Raw genomic sequence first — 19,749 nt, 5'->3', positions numbered from 1 at the left:
GGCGTCTTTCCTTTCCTAGGATATGGCCATTTTACTCAGCAATTTTCGGACAGGCAATAACGTCAGCTTTCGGCCATTTCGAGATGGCCAAAACAAGAAGGATTCGGGAGCGAACCCGAGATGATTATGAGATCGCAATATCACAGTACCTCGTCCCCCGCATTGGTCATATCAAGCTCTCCGAATTAAGGCCAGACCAGGTTCAGAAAGCCTACAACGACATCGAAACAAATAACGGACCGCACATCGCGCGAAAATGTCATGCCATATTGCATTCCGCTTTGTCTCAAGCTGAGAAATGGGGATTGGTGGCCCGTAATGTGGCTTCCCTGGCTGAGCCACCGAAAGTCCCTCGCCGCGAGATGCGGCCGTTATCACCGGAAGAAGTCAGCAAGTTCATCGCAGCCATACAGGGCAATCGTTACGGTGCGTACTTCCTGCTGTTGCTCGACACGGGGATGAGGCCAGGAGAGGCGCTGGCACTAACATGGGATGACGTAGACCTGGAGAACGGCGTAATCCAGATCAACAAGGCCCTGAGCACTGGACGGCCAAAATTGTATATGGGCGAAGGAAAGACCGCAAAGTCCCGAAGAAGTGTAGTCATAACACCCAACACCGTGGCAACTTTGAAGGCTCACAAGGCGCACATTGCGCAGGAACGGTTAAAGGCAGGCCAATACTGGGAGGACAACAATCTGGTGTTCCCCAATTCTTTGGGGGGATACAGCGATCAACACAACATTGCGCGGCGGTACTTCAAACCGGTTCTGAGGGATCTCGGCTTGCCGGAATCCATTCGGATTTACGATTTGCGTCATACGGTGGCAACGCTCCTTTTGGCGGCGAACACGCATCCCAAGCTTGTCGCGGAACGCCTTGGGCACGCGAATACCACGTTGACCTTGGACCGTTACACCCATGTCCTCCCCACAATGCAAAACCAGGTTGCTGCAACCATGCAGATGTTCCTCGGTGCACAGGAGGCGCATAAAAGAAAATAGGCGCACTGAAGGCGCACAGAACGCGAATGGCGCGGTGTTCGTCGGATTCAAAGATCCTCGAAACACCGCGCCATTTCTGGGTTTTTCGTGGAGCCACCTGTCGGATTCGAACCGACGACCTGCTCATTACGAGTGAGCCGCTCTACCCCTGAGCCAAGGTGGCATGTGGTGGCGGCGGGTGGATTCGAACCACCGACGCCACGGGTATGAACCGTGTGCTCTGACCAGCTGAGCTACGCCGCCACTCGTGGCGGAGAGAGAGGGATTCGAACCCTCGAGGCGGGTTTAAGCCCACCTACACGATTTCCAGTCGTGCTCCTTCGACCAACTCGGACATCTCTCCAAGTGCTCGAAACAGGACTGACGGGTAACGCGACAGTGAGTATGTTAGCATGATCTGCCCGTCCTATCAAGAGGGGTGCCTCAAATTTTTCGCCCTGCGTTCGCGCCAAATTCTTCCTGACCACATCCGGGCTTCCGTCCCGGCAATGCGTGAAGCGGACGGCGCGTCGCCCAGCGGATAGGCATAAAATTCCGCCCGCGAGGGACCTTACCACTACGTTAAATGTAAGGCACGTGCGGTAAGGTACGTGCGCGCAAGGAGGAAGTGGACATGCAGCGTTCACACGGCCGTCCTCATCGTCCCATCCATCTTCAGCTCTGCCGAATCGCCGGAACGACGGTCGCCCTGGCATTGGTCGCCCTGATCCCGGCCTGTACGGACAGAACCAGCGAAAACGGGCGCACCCTTAACGCAGCGGGCGGTTGGGCCTCGGCCGCCACCGACCTGCGCGATATCCCCGGGGATCGGCTGCCCTTGAATCCGACGAAGCCCGAGTTGTACGTTCGCCAACAGGTGATTGCCGATTCGAGCATTCAGATCGATCCCGCACGCCACACGGTACGCTTCCGCATGACCGCGATCGCCCCCAACCAGCATCACCATGCCTCTGCCGTACGCCCGCCCACGCTCACCATCCCGCAGGGCTGGCAAGTGAACGTCGTTTTCCACAATGACAACACCTTGCATAGTGCCATGCTGGTGACCTACGACACGGCCCTCGGTGCGGCGGCGCAGGACCGGCACGTGATTGGACGCGGAGCGGTCGGCACTACCCAGTCGTTTCTCTTCAAGGGCCGCACGCCGGGACGCTACGCCATCGTCTGCGCCACCCCCGGTCACCGCGACGGCATTCTCGCCATCCTCAACGTCTCCACCGACGTCGACACGCCCCATTTGCACGACGGCGGACGCACCCTTGTGGCCAGCAGCTGAACTCACTGCCGGCTTCACCGGCTTCTCCCTCCGGTTCTGTTCGCGACTCTCGTGCCCTGCCCGGCCCCCGCTGCACCCCCATCTCCCGTGCCCTACCGGGCCCCGGTCCCGTCGTCCGCGTCCGCACGCGCCTTCCGGACACTGGCCCCGATGCCGCGCAGCATCTCCATCATCACGCCGAGGCCGGCGGCCACATCCGGGTCCCGCATCGCGCGCCACAGGCCGAAGATTCCGCCCACCCCGAGGGGCCGCCGGCCGCGCGACGCCTTCGCGGCCGGGTCTCCATCCGCGTCTTCGCCCGCGTCTTCCCCCGCATCTTCGCCCGCATCTTCGCCCGCGTCTTCGCCCGCGTCTTCGCCCGCGTCTTCGCCCGCGTCTTCGCCCGCGTCTTCCCCCGCATCTCCGTCCGTGTCCCCCGCCGCGTCTTCGGCCCCACTTCTCGCCGCCGCTCCCACGGCGCCGCCCATGGCCCCTCCCACTGCCGCTCCTGCGGCCGACAGGCCGGCAAACAGGTGGCGCAAAGCCTGCGGGTCTGTCTGGCTCAATCCCTGGGTCAGCGCGATCACGCTCTTCACCAACCCCAAGGTCCCTGGTTTTTCCGCCTGGCGCACGAGGATCTCCATGACCTGCCGGCGCTGGGCCAGCAGGGCATTGGCGATGTCGACCAGCCCGGCATCGTCCAGGTATCCCGCTAGCCGCACGAGCTTTTCCAACGCCTGGGCTTCCTCCGTCACCACGTCTTGCAGCCGTGTCCGCTGTGACGACGCCTCCGCGGCCGGTTCCGGTTCCGGCCAGCGTACGGTCTGAATCGCCTTGGCCATCTGTGCTCCCCTCCCTCACGCTTCGACGAGCGGTTGGTAGTCCGCGCGCTTCCACTTTTCCTCCACCCGTACGCCCTGCTGCGGATTCGGGTGACCCAGCCGGAAATTGCCCCTGACCAAAGGGGACTCCCCGTCGGGCCGCAGCACCTCCAGCCGCACCTGGACCTCCTTGTACGCCGGGGTATGCGTGACGTCGTCGTGGTAACTGCTCGTCAGGTAGTTCACCGCATCATCGTCGTGCCATGTGTTCATCGGCAGGTACATCTCGTTGCCCTGCACGCGATCCGTGACGACCGCCCGCAGCTTCACGCTCCCATATGGGGACGTCAGGCGCACCAACGCCCCGTCCTGGATGCCCCGCTCCGCCGCCAACTCCGGCGAGACCTCCACGTATGCCTTCGGCACCTTCCGCTCGATGCCTCGGACCCGGTACGTGAGGTTGCCCTCGTGAAAGTGCTCCAGGATGCGCCCGTTGTTCACGTGCACGTCGTACCCCGGGGGCATTTCCACCGGGGGCTTCCACGTCACGGGATACAGGCGTGCCTTGCCGTCGGGGAAAGGAAACCCATCCGTGTACAGCAGCGGCGTGTCCGTGCCGTCCTCACGCACCGGCCACTGGAGGCTCCGGTACCCTTCCAGCCGCTGGTACGACACGCCCCGAAAGAGTTCGGCCAACGACGCCGCCTCCGCCATGATCTCCGACGGATGGGTGTACGTCCAATTAGCGCCCAGGCGCGCTCGTACTTTTCTCGCACGGCCGGGTCGGCCACCCGCTCGTATCCCGGCAGGTACAGCGGCGCACAGCCGAAATCCCCGGCGCCCTGGACGTTGTTGTGCCCGCGCAGCGGGTACGCGCCCGTACCCGGACGGCCGAAGTTGCCGGTCACCAGTAGCAGGTTGCAGATGGCCGTCGACGTCTCGCTGCCGCCGACGTGTTGGGTGACGCCCATCGCCCAGAGGATGCAGGTGGTGCTCGCCTCGCGGATCATCTCGGCAACGCGGATCAGGTCGTCCTTGCCGATGCCCGTGACTTCGGCGGCGTGATCGAGCGTATACGGTTCCAGGGACGCCCGAAATGCATCCAAGCCGTTGACGCGATCGCGCAGAAAATCCTTGTCCTCCCAGCCCTGGTCGAGGATGTACTTCGTGACCGCGCAAATCCACACCAGGTCCGTCCCGGGGTTGGGGTGCAGATACGGGTCCGCCCGGCGGGCGAGATCGTGCCGGCGCAGGTCCGCCACAATCAGCTTCTGGCCGCGCTTTTTGTGCGCCCGCCGCACGCGCGTGGAGAGGACCGGGTGCGACTCGGCCGGATTGGCGCCAATCACGATAACCAGATCGGCCATCTCGATGTCACGGATGGAACCCGAGTCTCCGCCGTACCCGACGGTGCGGTGCAGCCCCTCGGTGGCCGGGGTCTGGCAGTACCGCGAGCAGTTGTCGATGTTGTTCGTGCCCATGACGGCGCGGGCGAACTTCTGCATCAGGTAGTTTTCCTCATTGGTGCATTTTGACGATGAGATGTAGCCGATGGCGTCGGGCCCGTACGTCTGCTTGATCTCGGTCAGCCGCTGCGCCACCAGGTCCAGGGCCTCGTCCCAGGTGGCGGGCACGAACTCGTCGCCGCGGCGGATGAGCGGCGTGAGCAGTCGATCCCGATGGTTCACCCACTCCCACCCGAACTTGCCTTTGACGCAGGTGGAGATCTGGTTGGCCGGGGCCTCCATCCGCGGTTGGATCTTCAGGATCTTGCGGCCCTTCGTCCAGATGTCGAAGCTGCAGCCAACACCGCAGTAGGTGCAGACGGTCTTCGTCCGCTGGATGCGGGCCTCGCGCATCTTCGCCTCCACCTCGGAGACGGTGAAGATGGGCCCATACCCCGGTTCCGTCTCCTTGGTGAGGTGGATCATCCGTTCCAGTAAAGCGGGATCGAGCCCGGTCAAAAACCCGGCCTCGCCCAGCATCGACTTCTCCATCAAGGCGTTGCACGGACACACGGTCACGCAGTGGCCACAGGAGACGCAGGACGATTCGTTGATGGGTACGTCGTCATCCCAGATGACCCGCGGCCGCTCGCGCGACCAATCGATGGACAGCACCTCGCTCACCTGTAGGTTCTGGCACGCCTCGACGCAGCGGCCGCAAAGGACACACTGATCGGGATCGTAGCGGTAGAACGGGTGGGAGTTGTCCTGCTCGTACGGCTTCGGTGAGAACGGGTACTTTTGGTGCTCGATGTTCATGGCCATCGCCGTGTTGTGGACCACGCAGTTGCCGTTGTTGTTGTCGCACACGGTGCAGTAGAGCTCGTGGTTGTGCAGGATGCGGTCCATCGCCTCCTTGCGTGTCCAGCGTGCCGCCACAGCCTTGGTCCGAACCTGCATCCCCTCCTTTGCCTCCACGGCGCACGCCCGCTGCAGCTTCCCGTCGATCTCCGCGATGCACGTGTCGCAGGTCTGAATAGGTCCCAGCGCCGGGTGGTAGCAGATATGCGGGAACCGCTCGTCCGTCTGTAACACCGCGGCGAGCACGTTCGATCCCGCCGGCACCACCACCTCCCGGCCATCGACGCTCACCCGCATGGTCGGCGCCGATGCCGCGGCACGAGCCGGCGTGGGCGCGGACGTAGGGCCGACGCCAGGTAGGGGCCCGGTGGTGCGAGATGTCTTGTCTTGCACATGGGTCGCGCCGGACATGTTGTTGTGTTCCTCCCCTCCGAACGTGCGGCCCCGGCCACGGGATACCTACCGGGTCCGCAACTTGCTGTCTCCATCAGGTTCCCACGGAGAGGAGGAAAAAACACCTGCAGGGGCGGATTCGGCCCAGGTCGCCCGCGGCCTGTTCGTGTGGGCGGGAACCATCATCAGGGTCATCGACCCCTGGTCATTCCTTGATCGTTGTACGACTGATCACTCGCTTCTCGGCCAAGTCGAAGTGTTGCTCCACCAAGCGACATATTTGCTGTATATCCCGAATCATCTGACCCTGAAGCGTTGTCACACTTTTCAAGCGTTCCACTGTATCCACTTCACCCACGTCATTGATCTTTTTGTGCATGGCGAAGATGATCTGCTGGGTAAAGGGGACGATAAACTCATCCACCGCATACTTGCGAAAAGCGTTGGCACTCTTTTGAAACAGCGTCTCAATGAATGGCGGCAAGACTGTGCCTGGATATTTTTCGTGCAAGAGACAAGCCCTCTCGACCAATTGACAGTTTCGAATATCCTCATCTGCAGCATCTGCCAACTGATGAAACTGATCTCTCAGTTGCCGAATTCGTGTCAACAAAGCGCCATATTTTCCCTGACGATCGAGATCGCTTGAAGCGTGGTTCATCGTTATCACGCGGTGGTACAGGTCCATCGGCAGGGGTTCGTGACAAAAGGTTTCTATCGCTTCTCGCAGGGTCATCAATTCCGTTCCCTGAATATAGGCGCCCCCTTCCGTGGCATCGATGAATCTTGTTTCGGGATGCAAACTGATCTGTTGCTCAAACCACGTCTTGAACTCATACCACGTCTTTGTGGTCAGGACACGCTCTCCGTTCACCCCTGGAACAGAATAGGTTGGCTGACTCTGAAGCCATTGCACTTGTTCCGCGAGGTAGTCCTCGGAATACGCCGACAACCTGCTGTGTGTCGTCTTATTTGGGCCGAAGGCCAGGTCCTGGCCGACGAAAATCACGGGATTCGCGCCTAGCCACAAGGCAAACTCGAAGGCCAGATGCGCCGAGGACCCTCCTCCATGGAGACCTTCGAGATCATCCGCGATGCACTGCTGTATCCACTTCCCTGTTGATTCACCTTTCCGGAATACCGGTACCCACGGGCCTGGGAATCTCTGCGGGATTCTCGGGTCCATCAAAGTCAAACCCACAAGTACCAATTCTTTCGGGAAATGCTCGTGTTCAAAATGGATGTGATACACGTTGGGCGTGCGTTCGGTCACACACACGGCGTCCGGTCGGATATTTCGTCTCAAGCAAGGCCGCAGTGCAGATTCAGCCGTGAGAACGATCGATTTTCCTGTCGCCTGGACAAGTGCATCAATGTTTTTGTCCAGAGACGGGCCATTTGCGACAATAAGCGCCGGCTTCCCCGCAAATGCTCCCCGCAACGAACTCAACGAAATGCTGTCCAGAACCCTGTCGACGTTGTCCAGGGTGTTATACATTCCAACCAGCGTATCATGAACAGAGTTCCCCACACTGCTCAGGTGGAGTTCCAGTGTATTCCATATCCAATCATGAATTTCAAGATAGCCTTCTTTTTCATTCCGGTGAGCCAGCCAGGTAAAGAATGATGCCGGTTTGGTCGCTCGCAGCAAAAAGTCAGCTGTAATAATCTCCTCCAATTGTGCTCGCATCTGTTGTATGTCGCCAAGGACAACATGCACCGACTGGTCTTTCAATAGAGGCCGCATGTCGATGCGGCTTAACATCGCGTAAAACAGATCGATGTTGCGCTCAAAAATGATGGTCTCTGTGTACGGTTTCTTGCGCTTCGCATACTCTAACAGCGGATAACCGAAACCGCATCCGTAAATGAAGCTCACCATGACATCTTTGTAGTCCAACGTTTCAGCCCATCGCTTGGCCTCATCCCACGGATCCATCAGACTATTTGTGTGCACGAAAGTATCACCTAGCTTCACAAGGGCCACCGGCCATCCTAAGTCCCCCGTGACGATGCGCACCGACTCAGGGAGATCGACACCGTCCCCCACACTCAACACGAGTTGTTTTATGGGATCGGGCAGTAATTGCAGATTATCTAAAAAAATTTCATTTTTCACACCTATAACTCCCTTCATCTTGGACTTCCTTTGACTTCAAGAGCGGCAAGATGTTGAACTCGAGGATGTCCGTCGCCCGGATCATGTCGCAGCCCTCGAGACAGTCCATGAGCTTGCCCATCCAATTCGTTATCTCATCACGCGTCTTCGCGCACGCTTCGTTTTCCTCCAACGGTTCTCGTTCTAATGCATCAAGCCAGAGGATGCATGCTTGTTGAAACCAACTCACTCCTTCAGAGTCGTCCCCTCTGCGCCAAGCGTCACACCCCCGCTCGATGAAAGAGACAAAATTACGCTCCGGTTCACTCGTACGCATCGTAGTCCTCCTTTCTCCATCGATTCATGACCACATGGGAACCCTTGTCGAAGAACCAATCGGTATTCAGTATGGTTGTCCGGCTCAACCATTCGGTGGTTTGGTGAAAATACACGACCGGGGCTTGCATTCGGACCATATCGTCGGAATTGAATAGCGGATTCGGATTGGAGATAAGCCATGCATACCATTTTTCGATTGCAGAACACAAGGTTTGTCGGAAATTTGGTTGACAAGCCATTTCCATTGCTCCTCCTCTCCCGGCGAGTTGCCCGTTTTTCTCCTGATATAGAGCTTGCGATCCCGTTTGTATAAACCAGTCTGTCTCACCCAGTGTTTGGTACGCGGTACGGCGGACTCGATTCACGTAGTCGCAGCTTTTGGCACGTACGTCTGGATAATCACTGTCGGTGATTTTCCTGATGAGCCATGCGTACCATTGTTCTATTTCTTGTGTTAAAGAAGTCAAATGGCCTTCAGTCAGGTTCATCCGCCTCCCCCCTCCTCCTGGAGTCTTCATAACATAAGCCGTTTCCGGTCAAGGTGAGTGGGCACGCGTCCGCCAGCTGATGGATGGGTCCTAGCCGCTTCACGATACAGAGACATGCGTATCATGCTGAATATCTCGGGAGGAGAGGACGACGTTGTTGTGAATTCCAAAAATAAGATACGTGTCCGTGCCTATGGCATGCGCAAAACGAATCGGAAGCCCCAGTGTCTTGGCTCAAACGTTCAGGTATCCAAGACAAGCAGGAATACCACGTCGGCCCGGACGCAATCGCATGGCGACTGCCCTGCGGTCCCGGTTGTCAGAACCCGCAAGCGCCTATCGCGCGTGGTGATCTATGGGTGCCATGGCCGAAAAGCGCTTCCGGTGAAAGTCGACAAAAAGGGAAGACTCGTGACTCGTCCGAAGATCCGTGCGCGCCGACAAACGCTCAGTTTCCGCGAACAGCGCTACACAGTGGTGGCGATGGACGAGTTTGTGCCTCTCCCGTTGGAGGATATCAGCCATGCGGTTCAGTACGTATATCTGATTCACAACATGGGGGACACCGATGCTCAGGTGTTTGTGCAGGTCGGAACCGACCATGAGAATTTGGCGGATGACCTTGAAGGCATCCTGACCATACAACCGAACCAGACCACGGTGGTTACCCCACTACGTTTCTCCAAGTTTGTACGACTACTGTACCGTTGTGCTGACCCAGAAAAGACCACCAAACTGCGTATCGTATTTCAAGCCCAAATTATGCGCTAAGAAAAGTTGGTTCAACGGGCCTACGCGGCACGATCGTATACAAGCCGCTTCCAATCTCCCCCGCGGAAAATGTGCGTTCGCTTTAGCCAGGTGCCTGTGTCGTCCATGCAAGTCACTCGTACAATATGTCGAAGGTTCGCTCGTCGGCTGATATGCTCAACCGACCGCACCACCCCATCCTGCATAAAAGCAAAAGGGGGTGATGTACCGAAGACCGGTGATCGCCATTCATACCCAATACCACACTACCTAAGGAGATGAAAATCGTTGTCGACCAAGGTGTTTTCAGAAGTCGCGTCATCGCTCAAAGCCCAAGTGTTCCAATCTGCAGCATCCAATCTGCACACGCGCGTCTTCCAGACGGCGCAATCCAATTTGCAAGCACGCGTCTTCCAGACGGCGCAGTCCAACTTGAGGGCACGTGTCTTTCAGACGGCACAGTCTAACCTGAGGGCACGGGTATTCCAGTCGCTCCACTCGCTCTTGCAGGCTGGCGTCTTCCAGACGGCGCAGTCCAACTTGCAAGCACGCGTCTTCCAGACAGCCCAGTCAAATCTCAGGACGCGGGTATTCCAGTCGCTCCACTCGCTCTTGCAGGCTGGTGTCTTCCAGACGGCGCAGTCCAACTTGCAAGCACGCGTCTTCCAGACAGCCCAGTCAAATCTCAGGACGCGGGTATTCCAGTCGCTCCACTCGCTCTTGCAGGCTGGCGTCTTCCAGACGGCGCAGTCCAACTTGCAAGCACGCGTCTTCCAGACAGCCCAGTCAAATCTCAGGACGCGGGTATTCCAGTCGCTCCACTCGCTCTTGCAGGCTGGCGTCTTCCAGACGGCGCAGTCCAACTTGCAAGCACGCGTCTTCCAGACAGCCCAGTCAAATCTCAGGACGCGGGTATTCCAGTCGCTCCACTCGCTCTTGCAGGCTGGTGTGTTCCAGACGGCGCAGTCCAACTTGCAAGCACGCGTCTTCCAGACAGCCCAATCGAACCTCAGGACGCGGGTATTCCAGTCTCTCGCTTCTCTCCTGCGGGTGACCCTTGTTCAGTCCATCGCGTCCACCGCACCGTTCGTGAAACTGGGCGGCCGCGCAACCGTAAGTGTGGTTTCATCCATCGTGACTACGTCAAGCACGTCCTATTCGGTTGGACTCGCGCAGGACGTCCTTCAATTGTCCGCATTCACCTTCACCGTGCGTAACACAGGCGCCGGCAGCGTTAACGCGAAAATTCAGCTGAGCGCGGATGGAACGAACTGGTACGATGACCCTGGCTCCGTGGTGCAGACGCTTACGACCGGGAAAATTTTCACCTTTACGCCAGGACGGTTCACCAAGTACGTGCGCATGGCGGCGAAAAAAGCGGATGCGACCGGCAGCACGCTGCAAACGTTCGCCCAAGGCCATGTATGATTCGGAACGCCACTTTCGTGATTTTTGCCCTGGAGAATTCTCCAGGGCTCGCTTGTCTATTCGGCAACTTGAACAAGCGGAGTGATGCATTGTGAGGACATGCAGCCACATCATGATAGCACCCACGACTTCGTTACAGGAAACCATCCAGATCATCGACGCGGATGCACGACAGATCGCTCTGGTTGTGGATGACCACTCACGGTTGATGGGAACCGTCACGGACGGCGACGTGCGGCGGGCTATCTTGCGAGGCGTTGGCTTGAATGAGCCGGTCCGCTCCATTATGAACATGTACCCCACCGTGGTCGCACACGGCACGCCTTCACAAACCATTTATGCCCTGATGCTTCGTAAAGGAGTCCGCCGCATTCCCGTCGTGGATGGCGGACGACGTGTCATCGGCCTGGAAATGTTCGAAGACTACGTCGATTCTCCGAAACGGGAGAACTGGGTTGTCATCATGGCAGGAGGATTGGGTACCAGGCTGGCTCCGCTTACGGATACATGCCCAAAACCTTTGCTCAAAGTCGGGCCGAAGCCGATTCTGGAAATCATCTTGGAATCTCTCATCGCCCACTCGTTTCATCGCTTTTTCTTTTCGGTGAACTACAGGGCGGAAATGATCGAGAGTTATTTTGGCGACGGCAGAAAATGGGGCGTGCGCATCGAGTACCTCCGAGAACAGAAGCGTCTCGGCACCGCGGGTGCGCTTTCTCTCCTTCCGCACGAGCCGGCGCAGCCCATCCTCGTGATGAATGGTGATCTGCTCACCAGCGTCGACTTTGGTCATTTGCTTGCGTTTCATACCGAAAATCAAAGCATCGCGACCATGTGCATCCGAGAACACGTCCATGCGATCCCATATGGCGTTGTGCACATCGATGGACACAACTTCCTCGCTATGGAGGAAAAACCAGTACAACGCATGTTTGTCAATGCGGGTATCTACGTCATCGCACCAGAGGTGTTGCGACTCCTGGAGAAGGATACCTGCATCGATATGACGTCCTTATTCGACCGACTCGCCTCACAAAAATCCCCTGTCCATGTCTTTCCGGTCCGGGAATACTGGCTGGACATCGGAAAAATGGACGATTACGTACGGGCCAATCAAGAATACGGTGAGGTGTTCCTATGAAAACACTCGTCATCGGATTTGGCTCGATTGGACAACGTCATTGCCGCATCCTTCTCGAACTGGGATGCCGGGTTGCCGTGGTCAGTTGTCAGGATTCCATCCCTTTCCCAGTGTATCGGACCATGGCCGAAGCGTTGCAAGAATTCAAGCCTGAATATGTGGTCATTGCAAATCGAACATCGGAACACTGCGATACGTTGGCCGGACTGCTTGCCATTGGCCATGATGGACCCATCCTGGTTGAGAAACCGTTATTCGACAAACCGCACCATCTGCCTCTTCATCAACAAAAGGTGTTCGTGGGGTACAATCTCAGGTTCCACCCGGTACTGCATCAACTCAAACAGCGACTGCGGTCACAATCTGTCATCTCCGTCCAAGTGTACGCGGGACAATACCTCCCGGCCTGGCGTCCTGGCGATTACCGGGACTGCTACTCTGCAAGGCGCGCAAAAGGGGGAGGTGTACTCCGTGACCTCAGCCATGAACTCGACTATACCCAATGGTTGTTTGGAACATGGACGAGGGTTGTGGCCGTCGGCGGGCACTACAGCCACCTGGAGATCGACAGCGAGGACGCCGTTTCGCTTCTGATGAGCACGAACGATTGCCCCATCGTGAACATACAGATGAATTATCTAGACCGGGCCCGGAGACGAGAGATCCTCATCAACACGGATGCTCATACGTATCGGGCAGACTTGGTCCAGAACACGCTGCAAACCGATGACTGCACTGAGACGTACCCGTGCGACCTCGACGCAACGTATCTGGCACAGCACCAGGCGCTGCTTGCGGGTGACTTCACCACACTCTGTTCCGTTGCGGAAGCACAGGAAACACTCAACCTGATCCTGAACGCGGAACAGTCCATCATCGAAGGCGGGTGGATGATACGATGAAAAGGATCTGCACCATCTGCGCGCGGGCTGGGTCGAAAGGGGTACCTGACAAAAATATCCGAAACGTGTTGGGCAAACCGCTCATCGCCCATTCCGTTTTGCAAGCTCAGTGCTCCGAGCTGTTTGACGAGATCGCGGTGAGCAGCGACTCTGACCATATCCTGCGCATCGCGGAGGCGTACGGCGTCCGACAACTGGTCCTGCGTCCCCCCGAGCTGGCCTGTGACGACGCCCCCAAACTGCCCGCAGTACAACACTGTGTGAAGGAAGTGGAGAGGAACGTCGGCTTCCGGTTCGATACCGTCGTCGACCTGGATGTCACCTCACCGTTAAGAACGGTGGACGATATCGCCGCAGCCGTCTGTCTCTTGGAACAATCAGACGCCCAGAATGTTTTGTCATGTACCCCCTCTCGGAGATCTCCTTATTTTAATATGGTCGAGGTGACGAAGGACGGGACCGTGTCATTGGTGAAGCCCCCCGCCACATCCGTCACCAGACGGCAAGACGCCCCGGTCACCTACGACCTCAACGCATCGGTGTACGTCTGGCAACGCGACAGCCTCTTTAGCTGCGACACCTTGTTCAACCCGCGAACGCTGTTGTACGTCATGCCGGCGGAGAGATCGATCGACATCGATACACGATTGGATTTTGACCTGGTGGAGTATGTATTCAGCAAAAGAAGGGTGAACCCATGAGGATAGAGACATACCGCGATCTGTTTGACTTGTCCGCAAAAACTGCGATTGTAACGGGCGGATTGGGGATTTTGGGCCGCCACTTTTGCACCGGGTTAGCCGAATTTGGGGCACGCGTCGCAGTCATTGACTTGAACGAAGCAGAGGTTGAACAATTTTCCAAGGAGCTGGAACAACGATATGGAACGCTCTGCATCGGCGTTCCGTGCGACGTCTCCAGTCCATTGTCTGTTCAGCGCATGGTGCAGAGGGTCGCGAAGGTACTGGGTCCCATCCAGATCCTTGTAAACAACGCGGCGAGCAAATCAAACGACCTGCAGGCCTTTTTTGCGCCGTTCGAAAACTATACACTGGAGCAGTGGCGAAAAGTGACGTCGGTGAACCTCGACGGTATGTTCTTGGTGGCGCAGGCCGTCGGAAAGCACATGATTGAACACGGCAGAGGAGGATCGATCGTACAAACTTCCTCCATATACGGTCTGATGGGGCCCGACGACCGGATATACGAGGGATCAAACTACCTGGGAGGTGCCATCAACACACCGGCCGTTTATGCCGCGACGAAAGCGGGCGTCATCGGCTTGACGAAGTATTTGGCGACGCGCTGGGCGAAGCATGGCATTCGCGTCAACACGTTGATCCCTGGCGGCGTGGAAAGCGGGCAGAACCACCAGTTTCTCAAGAATTACGCCCATCGGGTCCCGATGCAACGCATGGCGCAACCCCGTGAACTTGTCGGTGCGGTTCTCTTCTTGGCATCGGAGGCTTCCAGTTACGTGACAGGTCATAACCTCATCGTGGATGGCGGATTGCATGCCTGGTAACGGGTATCGACCACTTCGCGTCTGTCACCTGGCCGGTACGCCCTTGACCACTTGATGGTCGGGGACATTTCGGGTCACTACGGCCCCCGCCCCGACCGTGGCATATCTGCCGATGATTATCTTTTTTTCGGCAGATGAACCCTGTAACACGATGGCACCCGTTCCGATGTACGCACCTTCCTTCAGATGGACATTTCCGGAAATATTCGCTCCTGGCCCAATCGTCACATAATCTTCCACGATGCAATCGTGAGCGATGGTGCAATTCTGATTGTAGATGCCAAAATGACTACACCGAATGTCGCTCGTCATCCGAGCCCCCGCAAAGACGATGTTGCCCATCTTTCGTTCAAGTTCCGACCTTTGGCGTCGACCGAATGTAGCCGCAGGGTGAATGACGTTCACATACCGGATATCCGGATATCGGTGGTGAATGCGCCGGCGAATCTCGGGACGCCCAATGGCGATGACAAAATGGTAGGCGACATCAGCCAATGCACGCACTTGATCCTCGGTAGTGACCGGAAATCCGGAAACCTCGCCCGTCCTCTTGTCCCTGTCGATGAGCATCACGCTGTCATATCCGATTTCCCGGCAGATATCAGCCACTTCCACCGCCAGTCCGGAAGCGCCGAAAATGGCGATATTCACCGGATCATCTCGTCCTTGTGAAAGGTTTTCGCAGCTGTCTTACCAATCAATTCCCAGTAATACATGGGAGATAAACCATGGCCAGGCCGTTTGACGGCAAGATTGTCTTCGGAGTACACCTCTCCAGTCTGAATGAGGCGAGCCGCCACAATGCTCCGGCGAACCAACTCAGCGGTTTTTTGCTCCCCCATCGTGGGCAGTTTGGCGGGCGATCCCAACGCATCCTCCACTTGTCTGACGGCCTGAACCAAAGTGTGAAACTCATCCGGCTCCAAGGACGCTCGGTGGTCCGGTCCTTCCATTGTCCGGTCTAGTGTAAGGTGCTTTTCGATCACGACAGCCCCCCGCGCGACCGCAGCAACCGCCACCGCGATGCCAGGCGTATGGTCTGACAGTCCGACAGGAAGTTGGAAGGCTGCAGCTAGGGTGTCCATGGCGCGTAAATTCACATCCCGAAATGGGGCAGGGTATTCCGACGTGGCGTGTAACAGGATCACCCGTTCCGCCAGTGCCCGCTGACCCGCCTCGGAACTGTACACGCGACGCATTTCAGATAAACTGGGCCGAGCGCCAGGCGGTTGCGTAAATCCAAAGGCGAGTACCGCCAGGGCCTGTTCAACTTCTCCTAGTGTGCACATTCCGGTGGACAGAATTACCTTCCGCTGAGATTGCGCAGCTTTCAACAATAAGGGTGCGTTCGTGACATCCCCTGACGAGATTTTGAGCATGGAGACACCGAGATCGCGGACCAACAACTCTACACTTTCGTTGTCGAACGGTGTCGACAGAAAGCCAATTTGCCGGTGTTGACAGTGGGCATGCAATTGTCGATACGCTTCGGCGGACAGTTGGAATCTGCGCAGCATGTCATACTGGGATTCGTTCGCGACGGTCGTCTGTCTTTGATACTCAGGTTTGGGCGCATCGGTGCGCACCAAATTTTCTGATAGAAAGGTTTGAAATTTCACCGCATCTGCTCCCGCTGCGACTGCGGCATCGACCAGCTGCTTGGCCAGATCCAACGAGCCGTTGTGATTGACACCAATCTCAGCCACAATCAAGGTGCGCGAATGGGCCATTAGCTTCCCACCTCGTAAAAGTGTTTGGGCTGACTCTGTCCAGACTGCAAGTGCCGCCTTAACTCCTGCACGATCTTTTGGCTGCTTGTTCCGTCGCCGTACGGGTTCTCTATATTCGAACCATCGAATTGGTAAGCCGCCTCAATGGCCCGGAGAATCGCGTCTCTGCGGGCTTCACAATGAATGACCGAATTTCCCCTCAGCCTTCCCTTCTGCCGATCTCCAATGTCCACTGTCGGCTTCCCTAAGGCAGGAATTTCATAAATGCCGCTGGAAGAATTCCCGACCACCGCGTCGACCCACTTGGCAACGCTGAAATAATACTGTGACCCGAGTGAAGGATACGCTTTGGCATTTGGGTGGTCGCATACAAATCCATCGACCATTTCGGCAAGCCTGCGTCCATGGGGGTCCGCGTTCGGCTTGGTGAACAAAATACCCGTTTTCTCTCCAAGCTGGTCCAGTGCGTCCAGCAGTTCGTCAAACTCTGCCGTCGAATCCCTGTTTCCCAGCGTGACTGGATGGAATGTCACCAACAGATTTCGTGATAAAAAGCGAAACCCCAAGGCGCGTTCCAACTCGTCTCGAGGCAGCAACGACAATCGCACAATGCGGTCGATACCAGGGTGACCGACATTGAAGACACGGGCTGGATCCTCACCGAGTTGACACACGCGCCGACGCGAGGCCTCATTTGTCACGAAATGAAGGGATGCCATCTTCGTAATGCTGTGCCGGATGGCTTCATCAAGGGCTCCCTCGGTCACGTCTCCTCCCCCGATGTGCGCGATGGGTATGCGCGCAACGTACGCGGCCAGTGCCGCAGCGAATATTTCAAAACGATCCCCAAGCACGATGACGATATCCGGACGCAGCCTCTGCAGGGCGTCCGCAAACCCAATCACCCCAAGGCCGATGGATTTGGTCATACCGACCGGAGTATCACTCGACACAAGCATCTCGATCTGTTCTGTCATTTCAAACCCATCTGCCTGAATGGATTGGACCGTCAAGCCGAATTCCGGTGAGAGGTGCATGCCTGTCGCAACAACCTGCAGCTCAAGCTCTGGGTCCGCCTCGACCTCTCGCATCACGCCGTACAACAGTCCGTACTCTGCACGGCTACCGGTGACCACACAGATCCTGGCCTTCGCCATGATATCCTCCCAGAAACGAACTGCTTGGTAGATTCACCGTCCGCACTGCCAAACTCTCTGCCACAGAGAGATCCATGCGTGGACAATGTTTGTACATCTCCAACTGATGCAAGGGCGTCCAAAACGGCCGTGTCATGATACCCTCACGATTCGTGCGCTCGAGCAATTCATCGAAACAGTCTGCAAACGATTCGTCCAAAATCAATGCGTTGAGCCAGTAATTGCTCCTTGCAAATGGTGGTTCCTTGAAACAACGGTAACCTTGAGCCCCGTCAAATGCCTTGTGATACGCGGACGCCAGTTCGCGCTTAAGACGCAGCAAGTCTGGCAAGCGCTGCAATTGCGCGATTCCCAAGGCCGCGTTCAGATTCGGCATCCGGTAATTGTACCCAATCTGATCATGGACGAACTTCCATGGATGCGGTAACTTCGCCACCGTGGTGAGATGCCTTGCCATGCGCGCCAATTCGTCGTCGTTTGTGAGGATCGCTCCCCCTCCACCCGTCGTCACGATCTTGTTTCCGTTAAAGCTCAAAGCCGAAAGTTTTCCCCAATTCCCAGTGTGGCGGCCTTTATAGAAACTGCCCAACGCCTCTGCTGCATCTTCAATAAGTTGCAATTTGTACCGGCGGCACAATTCTGCGAGCGGGTCTAAATCCACCGGATGCCCAAACGTGTGAATCGGCACCAGGGCTTTCACCCGCCGTCCACTCATACGATTCCAACAGCCGTCCGGTCGAATCTCAGCCACGTCCTGGAGGTAAGATTCCAGCTTCGTCGGGTCCATGCCCAGTGTTTCTTCCGAGCAATCGACCAGGTGAGGGATGCCGCCACAATACGAGACCGCGTTGGCTGTCGCCACGAACGTCAGCGCGGGAACCAACACCTCATCGCCTGGTTCGACACCCGCGACGAGCAAGCAAATGTGTAACGCGGCTGTGCCATTCACCGTGGCGATGACATGCTTGACACCCGTGTATAACGCCAAGTCCGCCTCAAATCGCTCGACAAACCCACCGACGGAAGACACCCAACGCCGATCCAAGCACTCTTTGATAAATACACACTCACTTCCGTCAAAATCAGGCTCGTGCAGGACTATCTGCGTATCCGTGTTCGGAAGAACACTCCGCAACCGGCACAAGATGTCGTTGACCATTTGCACTTTCATCATAGGTTGTACATATACGGCTTATAGCCGCGAAGATTTGCTCGGTCCGTAAACCATGCCACCGTTTCCCGCAAGCCACGCGTCAATCCATCGCGCCCGTGGTATTCAGGAGTCCAGCCGAGGAGTTGTCGGGCTTTCGAGTTATCCGCCCATAGGCGTTCCACCTCGCTGGTCAACGGGCGAAGTCGATCCGTGTCCACTTCCACTTCCGCTTCAACCCCCATCACCTCAGTGATCAATTGCACGAGATCGCCAATTGAGATCTCATCGTTGCTGCCAATGTTTATCACTTGGCCTACAGAGGAATCCGACTGCGCCATCGCGGTGAATCCGCGGACCGTGTCTTTCACATACGTAAAGTCGCGGGTGGGCCGAAGGGACCCCAGTTTAATCCTCCTCGCCCCTGTCGCCATTTGCGCGATGATGGTCGGTATGACGGCTCGCAGAGACTGCCTCGGACCATATGTGTTGAATGGGCGAATGATGGAGACAGGTACGGCGAACGCATGGTAAAAAGACAAGGCCAACTGATCCGCTGCGATCTTGGTGGCCGCGTAGGGTGATTGACCGTGCAAGGGATGTTCCTCGGTGATCGGCACAAATCGAGCGGTGCCGTAAACTTCACTGGTTGAAGTGTGAATGACCCGCTTGACCTCCAGCTCGAGAGCTGCTTGGAGGACGTTCAGCGTGCCCTTGATGTTCGTGTCCACGTACGTCTGCGGCGCGTGAAAAGAGTACGGCACCCCAACCAATGCAGCCAAGTGAAAGACAATGTCCCGATCACGAAGCGCCTCTCTGACTACATACGGATCGCGTATGTCTCCTGAGACGATGTCGATCTGGGATTTGATGGGGTTCGGCAGGTGATCTAGCCACCCAAACGAATTGAAGGCATTGTAAAAAACAAACGCTCTTACGTCAGCACCCACACGGATCAGTTCTTCAACCAGGTGTGAGCCGATGAACCCATCTGCCCCGGTGACCAGCACTCTTTGCTGGGCGAGCTCCACCGCTCATCCCCCCATCTGTCGCAACGCGAGATCTTCCCTTTTCGATCATCGTATTCACCGGATGGCCGTGATGTCACCGACCAGAACTCCTCAACGATTCATCCGCCGTCATCGCAAGGTCAAACATAAAAAAGCGCGCCCATAGGCGCGCCTCCCTTCGCAATACCTCGTATATCCAATCCCTTCAACTGCCCGAGCGGCCAGCCGATCTTGCCCCGCCGCCGGCCAGCT

The 19,749-nt window shown here is 57.0% G+C and carries 17 protein-coding genes, 3 tRNA genes and 1 pseudogene; 8 read left to right on the top strand and 13 right to left on the bottom strand.

Annotated features, from left to right (window positions below; genetic code table 11):
* Positions 1 to 1,004, top strand: a 1,004-nt coding sequence (locus tag BM357_RS14940) for a tyrosine-type recombinase/integrase (RefSeq protein ID WP_139234744.1), incomplete at its 5' end; no start/stop codon positions are given.
* An 88-nt stretch (positions 1,005 to 1,092) separates the two neighbouring features.
* Here BM357_RS14940 and BM357_RS14935 read toward each other — a convergent pair.
* The 3 genes from BM357_RS14935 to BM357_RS14925 form a co-directional block, all read right to left on the bottom strand.
* Positions 1,093 to 1,167: transfer RNA gene (locus BM357_RS14935), tRNA-Thr, on the bottom strand.
* Between the two features lie 3 nt (positions 1,168 to 1,170).
* Positions 1,171 to 1,247 (bottom strand) — tRNA-Met (locus tag BM357_RS14930).
* Between the two features lie 5 nt (positions 1,248 to 1,252).
* A tRNA-Ser gene (locus BM357_RS14925) sits at positions 1,253 to 1,347 on the bottom strand.
* A gap of 270 nt (positions 1,348 to 1,617) precedes the next feature.
* Between BM357_RS14925 and BM357_RS14920 the strand changes: the two genes are divergently transcribed.
* Positions 1,618 to 2,280 carry a sulfocyanin-like copper-binding protein gene (locus BM357_RS14920; protein ID WP_074955200.1) on the top strand — a complete coding sequence of 221 codons (663 nt, stop codon included), beginning with the start codon at positions 1,618 to 1,620 and terminating at the stop codon, positions 2,278 to 2,280.
* A gap of 92 nt (positions 2,281 to 2,372) precedes the next feature.
* Here BM357_RS14920 and BM357_RS14915 read toward each other — a convergent pair whose 3' ends face one another.
* The 5 genes and pseudogenes from BM357_RS14915 to BM357_RS14895 all read right to left on the bottom strand — a co-directional run bounded on the left by BM357_RS14915 (position 2,373) and on the right by BM357_RS14895 (position 8,704).
* Entirely contained in the window at positions 2,373 to 3,101 is a 729-nt protein-coding gene (locus BM357_RS14915) for a helical membrane plugin domain-containing protein (protein WP_074955197.1), read from the bottom strand.
* 15 nt (positions 3,102 to 3,116) lie between these two features.
* A pseudogene (locus BM357_RS14910) lies at positions 3,117 to 5,683 on the bottom strand (molybdopterin-dependent oxidoreductase).
* Positions 5,684 to 5,984: 301 nt separating this feature from the next.
* Positions 5,985 to 7,898 carry a motility associated factor glycosyltransferase family protein gene (locus tag BM357_RS14905; protein ID WP_074955194.1) on the bottom strand — a complete coding sequence of 638 codons (1,914 nt, stop codon included), beginning with the start codon at positions 7,896 to 7,898 and terminating at the stop codon, positions 5,985 to 5,987.
* The gene (locus tag BM357_RS14900) at positions 7,888 to 8,214 is read right to left on the bottom strand and encodes a hypothetical protein (RefSeq protein ID WP_074955191.1); all 327 of its coding nucleotides are present in this window, start codon (positions 8,212 to 8,214) and stop codon (positions 7,888 to 7,890) included. The genes BM357_RS14905 and BM357_RS14900 overlap by 11 nt, the downstream gene beginning before the upstream one ends.
* Positions 8,201 to 8,704, bottom strand: coding sequence for a hypothetical protein (locus tag BM357_RS14895; protein ID WP_074955188.1), 504 nt, complete (start codon positions 8,702 to 8,704; stop codon positions 8,201 to 8,203). The genes BM357_RS14900 and BM357_RS14895 overlap by 14 nt, the downstream gene beginning before the upstream one ends.
* 114 nt (positions 8,705 to 8,818) lie before the next feature.
* Here BM357_RS14895 and BM357_RS19470 point away from each other — a divergent pair, with 114 nt between their 5' ends.
* From BM357_RS19470 to BM357_RS14865, 6 genes are all read left to right on the top strand, one after another.
* Positions 8,819 to 9,475: a DUF6385 domain-containing protein gene (locus tag BM357_RS19470; RefSeq protein WP_139234743.1), complete on the top strand. Its 657-nt coding sequence runs from the start codon at positions 8,819 to 8,821 to the stop codon at positions 9,473 to 9,475.
* 267 nt (positions 9,476 to 9,742) lie between these two features.
* Positions 9,743 to 10,882, top strand: coding sequence for a DUF6385 domain-containing protein (locus BM357_RS14885; protein ID WP_074955180.1), 1,140 nt, complete (start codon positions 9,743 to 9,745; stop codon positions 10,880 to 10,882).
* A gap of 112 nt (positions 10,883 to 10,994) precedes the next feature.
* On the top strand, positions 10,995 to 12,023 hold the full coding sequence (locus tag BM357_RS14880) for a nucleotidyltransferase family protein (RefSeq protein WP_074955219.1): 1,029 nt from the start codon (positions 10,995 to 10,997) through the stop codon (positions 12,021 to 12,023).
* The gene (locus BM357_RS14875) at positions 12,020 to 12,925 is read left to right on the top strand and encodes a Gfo/Idh/MocA family protein (protein ID WP_074955178.1); all 906 of its coding nucleotides are present in this window, start codon (positions 12,020 to 12,022) and stop codon (positions 12,923 to 12,925) included. The genes BM357_RS14880 and BM357_RS14875 overlap by 4 nt, the downstream gene beginning before the upstream one ends.
* The gene (locus tag BM357_RS14870; protein WP_074955175.1) at positions 12,922 to 13,626 is read left to right on the top strand and encodes an acylneuraminate cytidylyltransferase family protein; all 705 of its coding nucleotides are present in this window, start codon (positions 12,922 to 12,924) and stop codon (positions 13,624 to 13,626) included. Before BM357_RS14875 ends, BM357_RS14870 begins: the two co-directional genes overlap by 4 nt.
* The gene (locus tag BM357_RS14865) at positions 13,623 to 14,450 is read left to right on the top strand and encodes an SDR family oxidoreductase (protein WP_074955172.1); all 828 of its coding nucleotides are present in this window, start codon (positions 13,623 to 13,625) and stop codon (positions 14,448 to 14,450) included. The genes BM357_RS14870 and BM357_RS14865 overlap by 4 nt, the downstream gene beginning before the upstream one ends.
* Positions 14,451 to 14,474: 24 nt before the next feature.
* On the opposite strand, the gene BM357_RS14860 is transcribed toward BM357_RS14865, so the two are convergent.
* Genes BM357_RS14860 through BM357_RS14840 form a run of 5 tightly spaced genes read right to left on the bottom strand, consistent with a single transcriptional unit; the run spans position 14,475 to position 19,518 of the window.
* Entirely contained in the window at positions 14,475 to 15,101 is a 627-nt protein-coding gene (locus BM357_RS14860; RefSeq protein ID WP_074955169.1) for a NeuD/PglB/VioB family sugar acetyltransferase, read from the bottom strand.
* Positions 15,098 to 16,180: an N-acetylneuraminate synthase gene (gene neuB / locus BM357_RS14855; RefSeq protein ID WP_074955166.1), complete on the bottom strand. Its 1,083-nt coding sequence runs from the start codon at positions 16,178 to 16,180 to the stop codon at positions 15,098 to 15,100. The genes BM357_RS14860 and neuB overlap by 4 nt, the downstream gene beginning before the upstream one ends.
* Positions 16,180 to 17,337 (bottom strand): UDP-N-acetylglucosamine 2-epimerase, encoded by a 1,158-nt coding sequence (gene neuC, locus BM357_RS14850; RefSeq protein ID WP_074955163.1) that lies wholly within the window; start codon positions 17,335 to 17,337, stop codon positions 16,180 to 16,182. Before neuC ends, neuB begins: the two co-directional genes overlap by 1 nt.
* On the bottom strand, positions 17,303 to 18,496 hold the full coding sequence (locus BM357_RS14845; protein ID WP_245784026.1) for a LegC family aminotransferase: 1,194 nt from the start codon (positions 18,494 to 18,496) through the stop codon (positions 17,303 to 17,305). Before BM357_RS14845 ends, neuC begins: the two co-directional genes overlap by 35 nt.
* Before the next feature lie 11 nt (positions 18,497 to 18,507).
* A complete protein-coding gene (locus BM357_RS14840; protein WP_074955159.1) occupies positions 18,508 to 19,518 on the bottom strand; it encodes an NAD-dependent 4,6-dehydratase LegB in 1,011 nt (336 codons plus the stop codon).
* Between the last annotated feature and the right edge of the window lie 231 nt (positions 19,519 to 19,749).

Origin of the sequence: Paenalicyclobacillus macrosporangiidus, from assembly GCF_900116805.1 — a bacterium.
Classification (GTDB): Bacteria; Bacillota; Bacilli; order Alicyclobacillales; family Alicyclobacillaceae; genus Alicyclobacillus_H; species Alicyclobacillus_H macrosporangiidus.
The sequence above is the reverse complement of the archived record's forward strand: the minus strand, read 5'-3'. Positions and strand labels throughout refer to the sequence as shown.

Bases quoted from the DNA above. Each gene is read 5' to 3' on its own strand.
- BM357_RS14920 (WP_074955200.1), top strand. From the start codon at position 1,618: ATGCAGCGTTCACACGGCCGTCCTCATCGTCCCATCCATCTTCAGCTC.
- BM357_RS14915 (WP_074955197.1), bottom strand. From the start codon at position 3,101: ATGGCCAAGGCGATTCAGACCGTACGCTGGCCGGAACCGGAACCGGCC.
- BM357_RS14900 (WP_074955191.1), bottom strand. From the start codon at position 8,214: ATGCGTACGAGTGAACCGGAGCGTAATTTTGTCTCTTTCATCGAGCGG.
- BM357_RS14895 (WP_074955188.1), bottom strand. From the start codon at position 8,704: ATGAACCTGACTGAAGGCCATTTGACTTCTTTAACACAAGAAATAGAA.
- BM357_RS19470 (WP_139234743.1), top strand. From the start codon at position 8,819: ATGCGTATCATGCTGAATATCTCGGGAGGAGAGGACGACGTTGTTGTG.
- BM357_RS14880 (WP_074955219.1), top strand. From the start codon at position 10,995: ATGATAGCACCCACGACTTCGTTACAGGAAACCATCCAGATCATCGAC.
- BM357_RS14875 (WP_074955178.1), top strand. From the start codon at position 12,020: ATGAAAACACTCGTCATCGGATTTGGCTCGATTGGACAACGTCATTGC.
- BM357_RS14870 (WP_074955175.1), top strand. From the start codon at position 12,922: ATGAAAAGGATCTGCACCATCTGCGCGCGGGCTGGGTCGAAAGGGGTA.
- BM357_RS14865 (WP_074955172.1), top strand. From the start codon at position 13,623: ATGAGGATAGAGACATACCGCGATCTGTTTGACTTGTCCGCAAAAACT.
- neuB (WP_074955166.1), bottom strand. From the start codon at position 16,180: ATGGCCCATTCGCGCACCTTGATTGTGGCTGAGATTGGTGTCAATCAC.
- neuC (WP_074955163.1), bottom strand. From the start codon at position 17,337: ATGGCGAAGGCCAGGATCTGTGTGGTCACCGGTAGCCGTGCAGAGTAC.
- BM357_RS14845 (WP_245784026.1), bottom strand. From the start codon at position 18,496: ATGGTCAACGACATCTTGTGCCGGTTGCGGAGTGTTCTTCCGAACACG.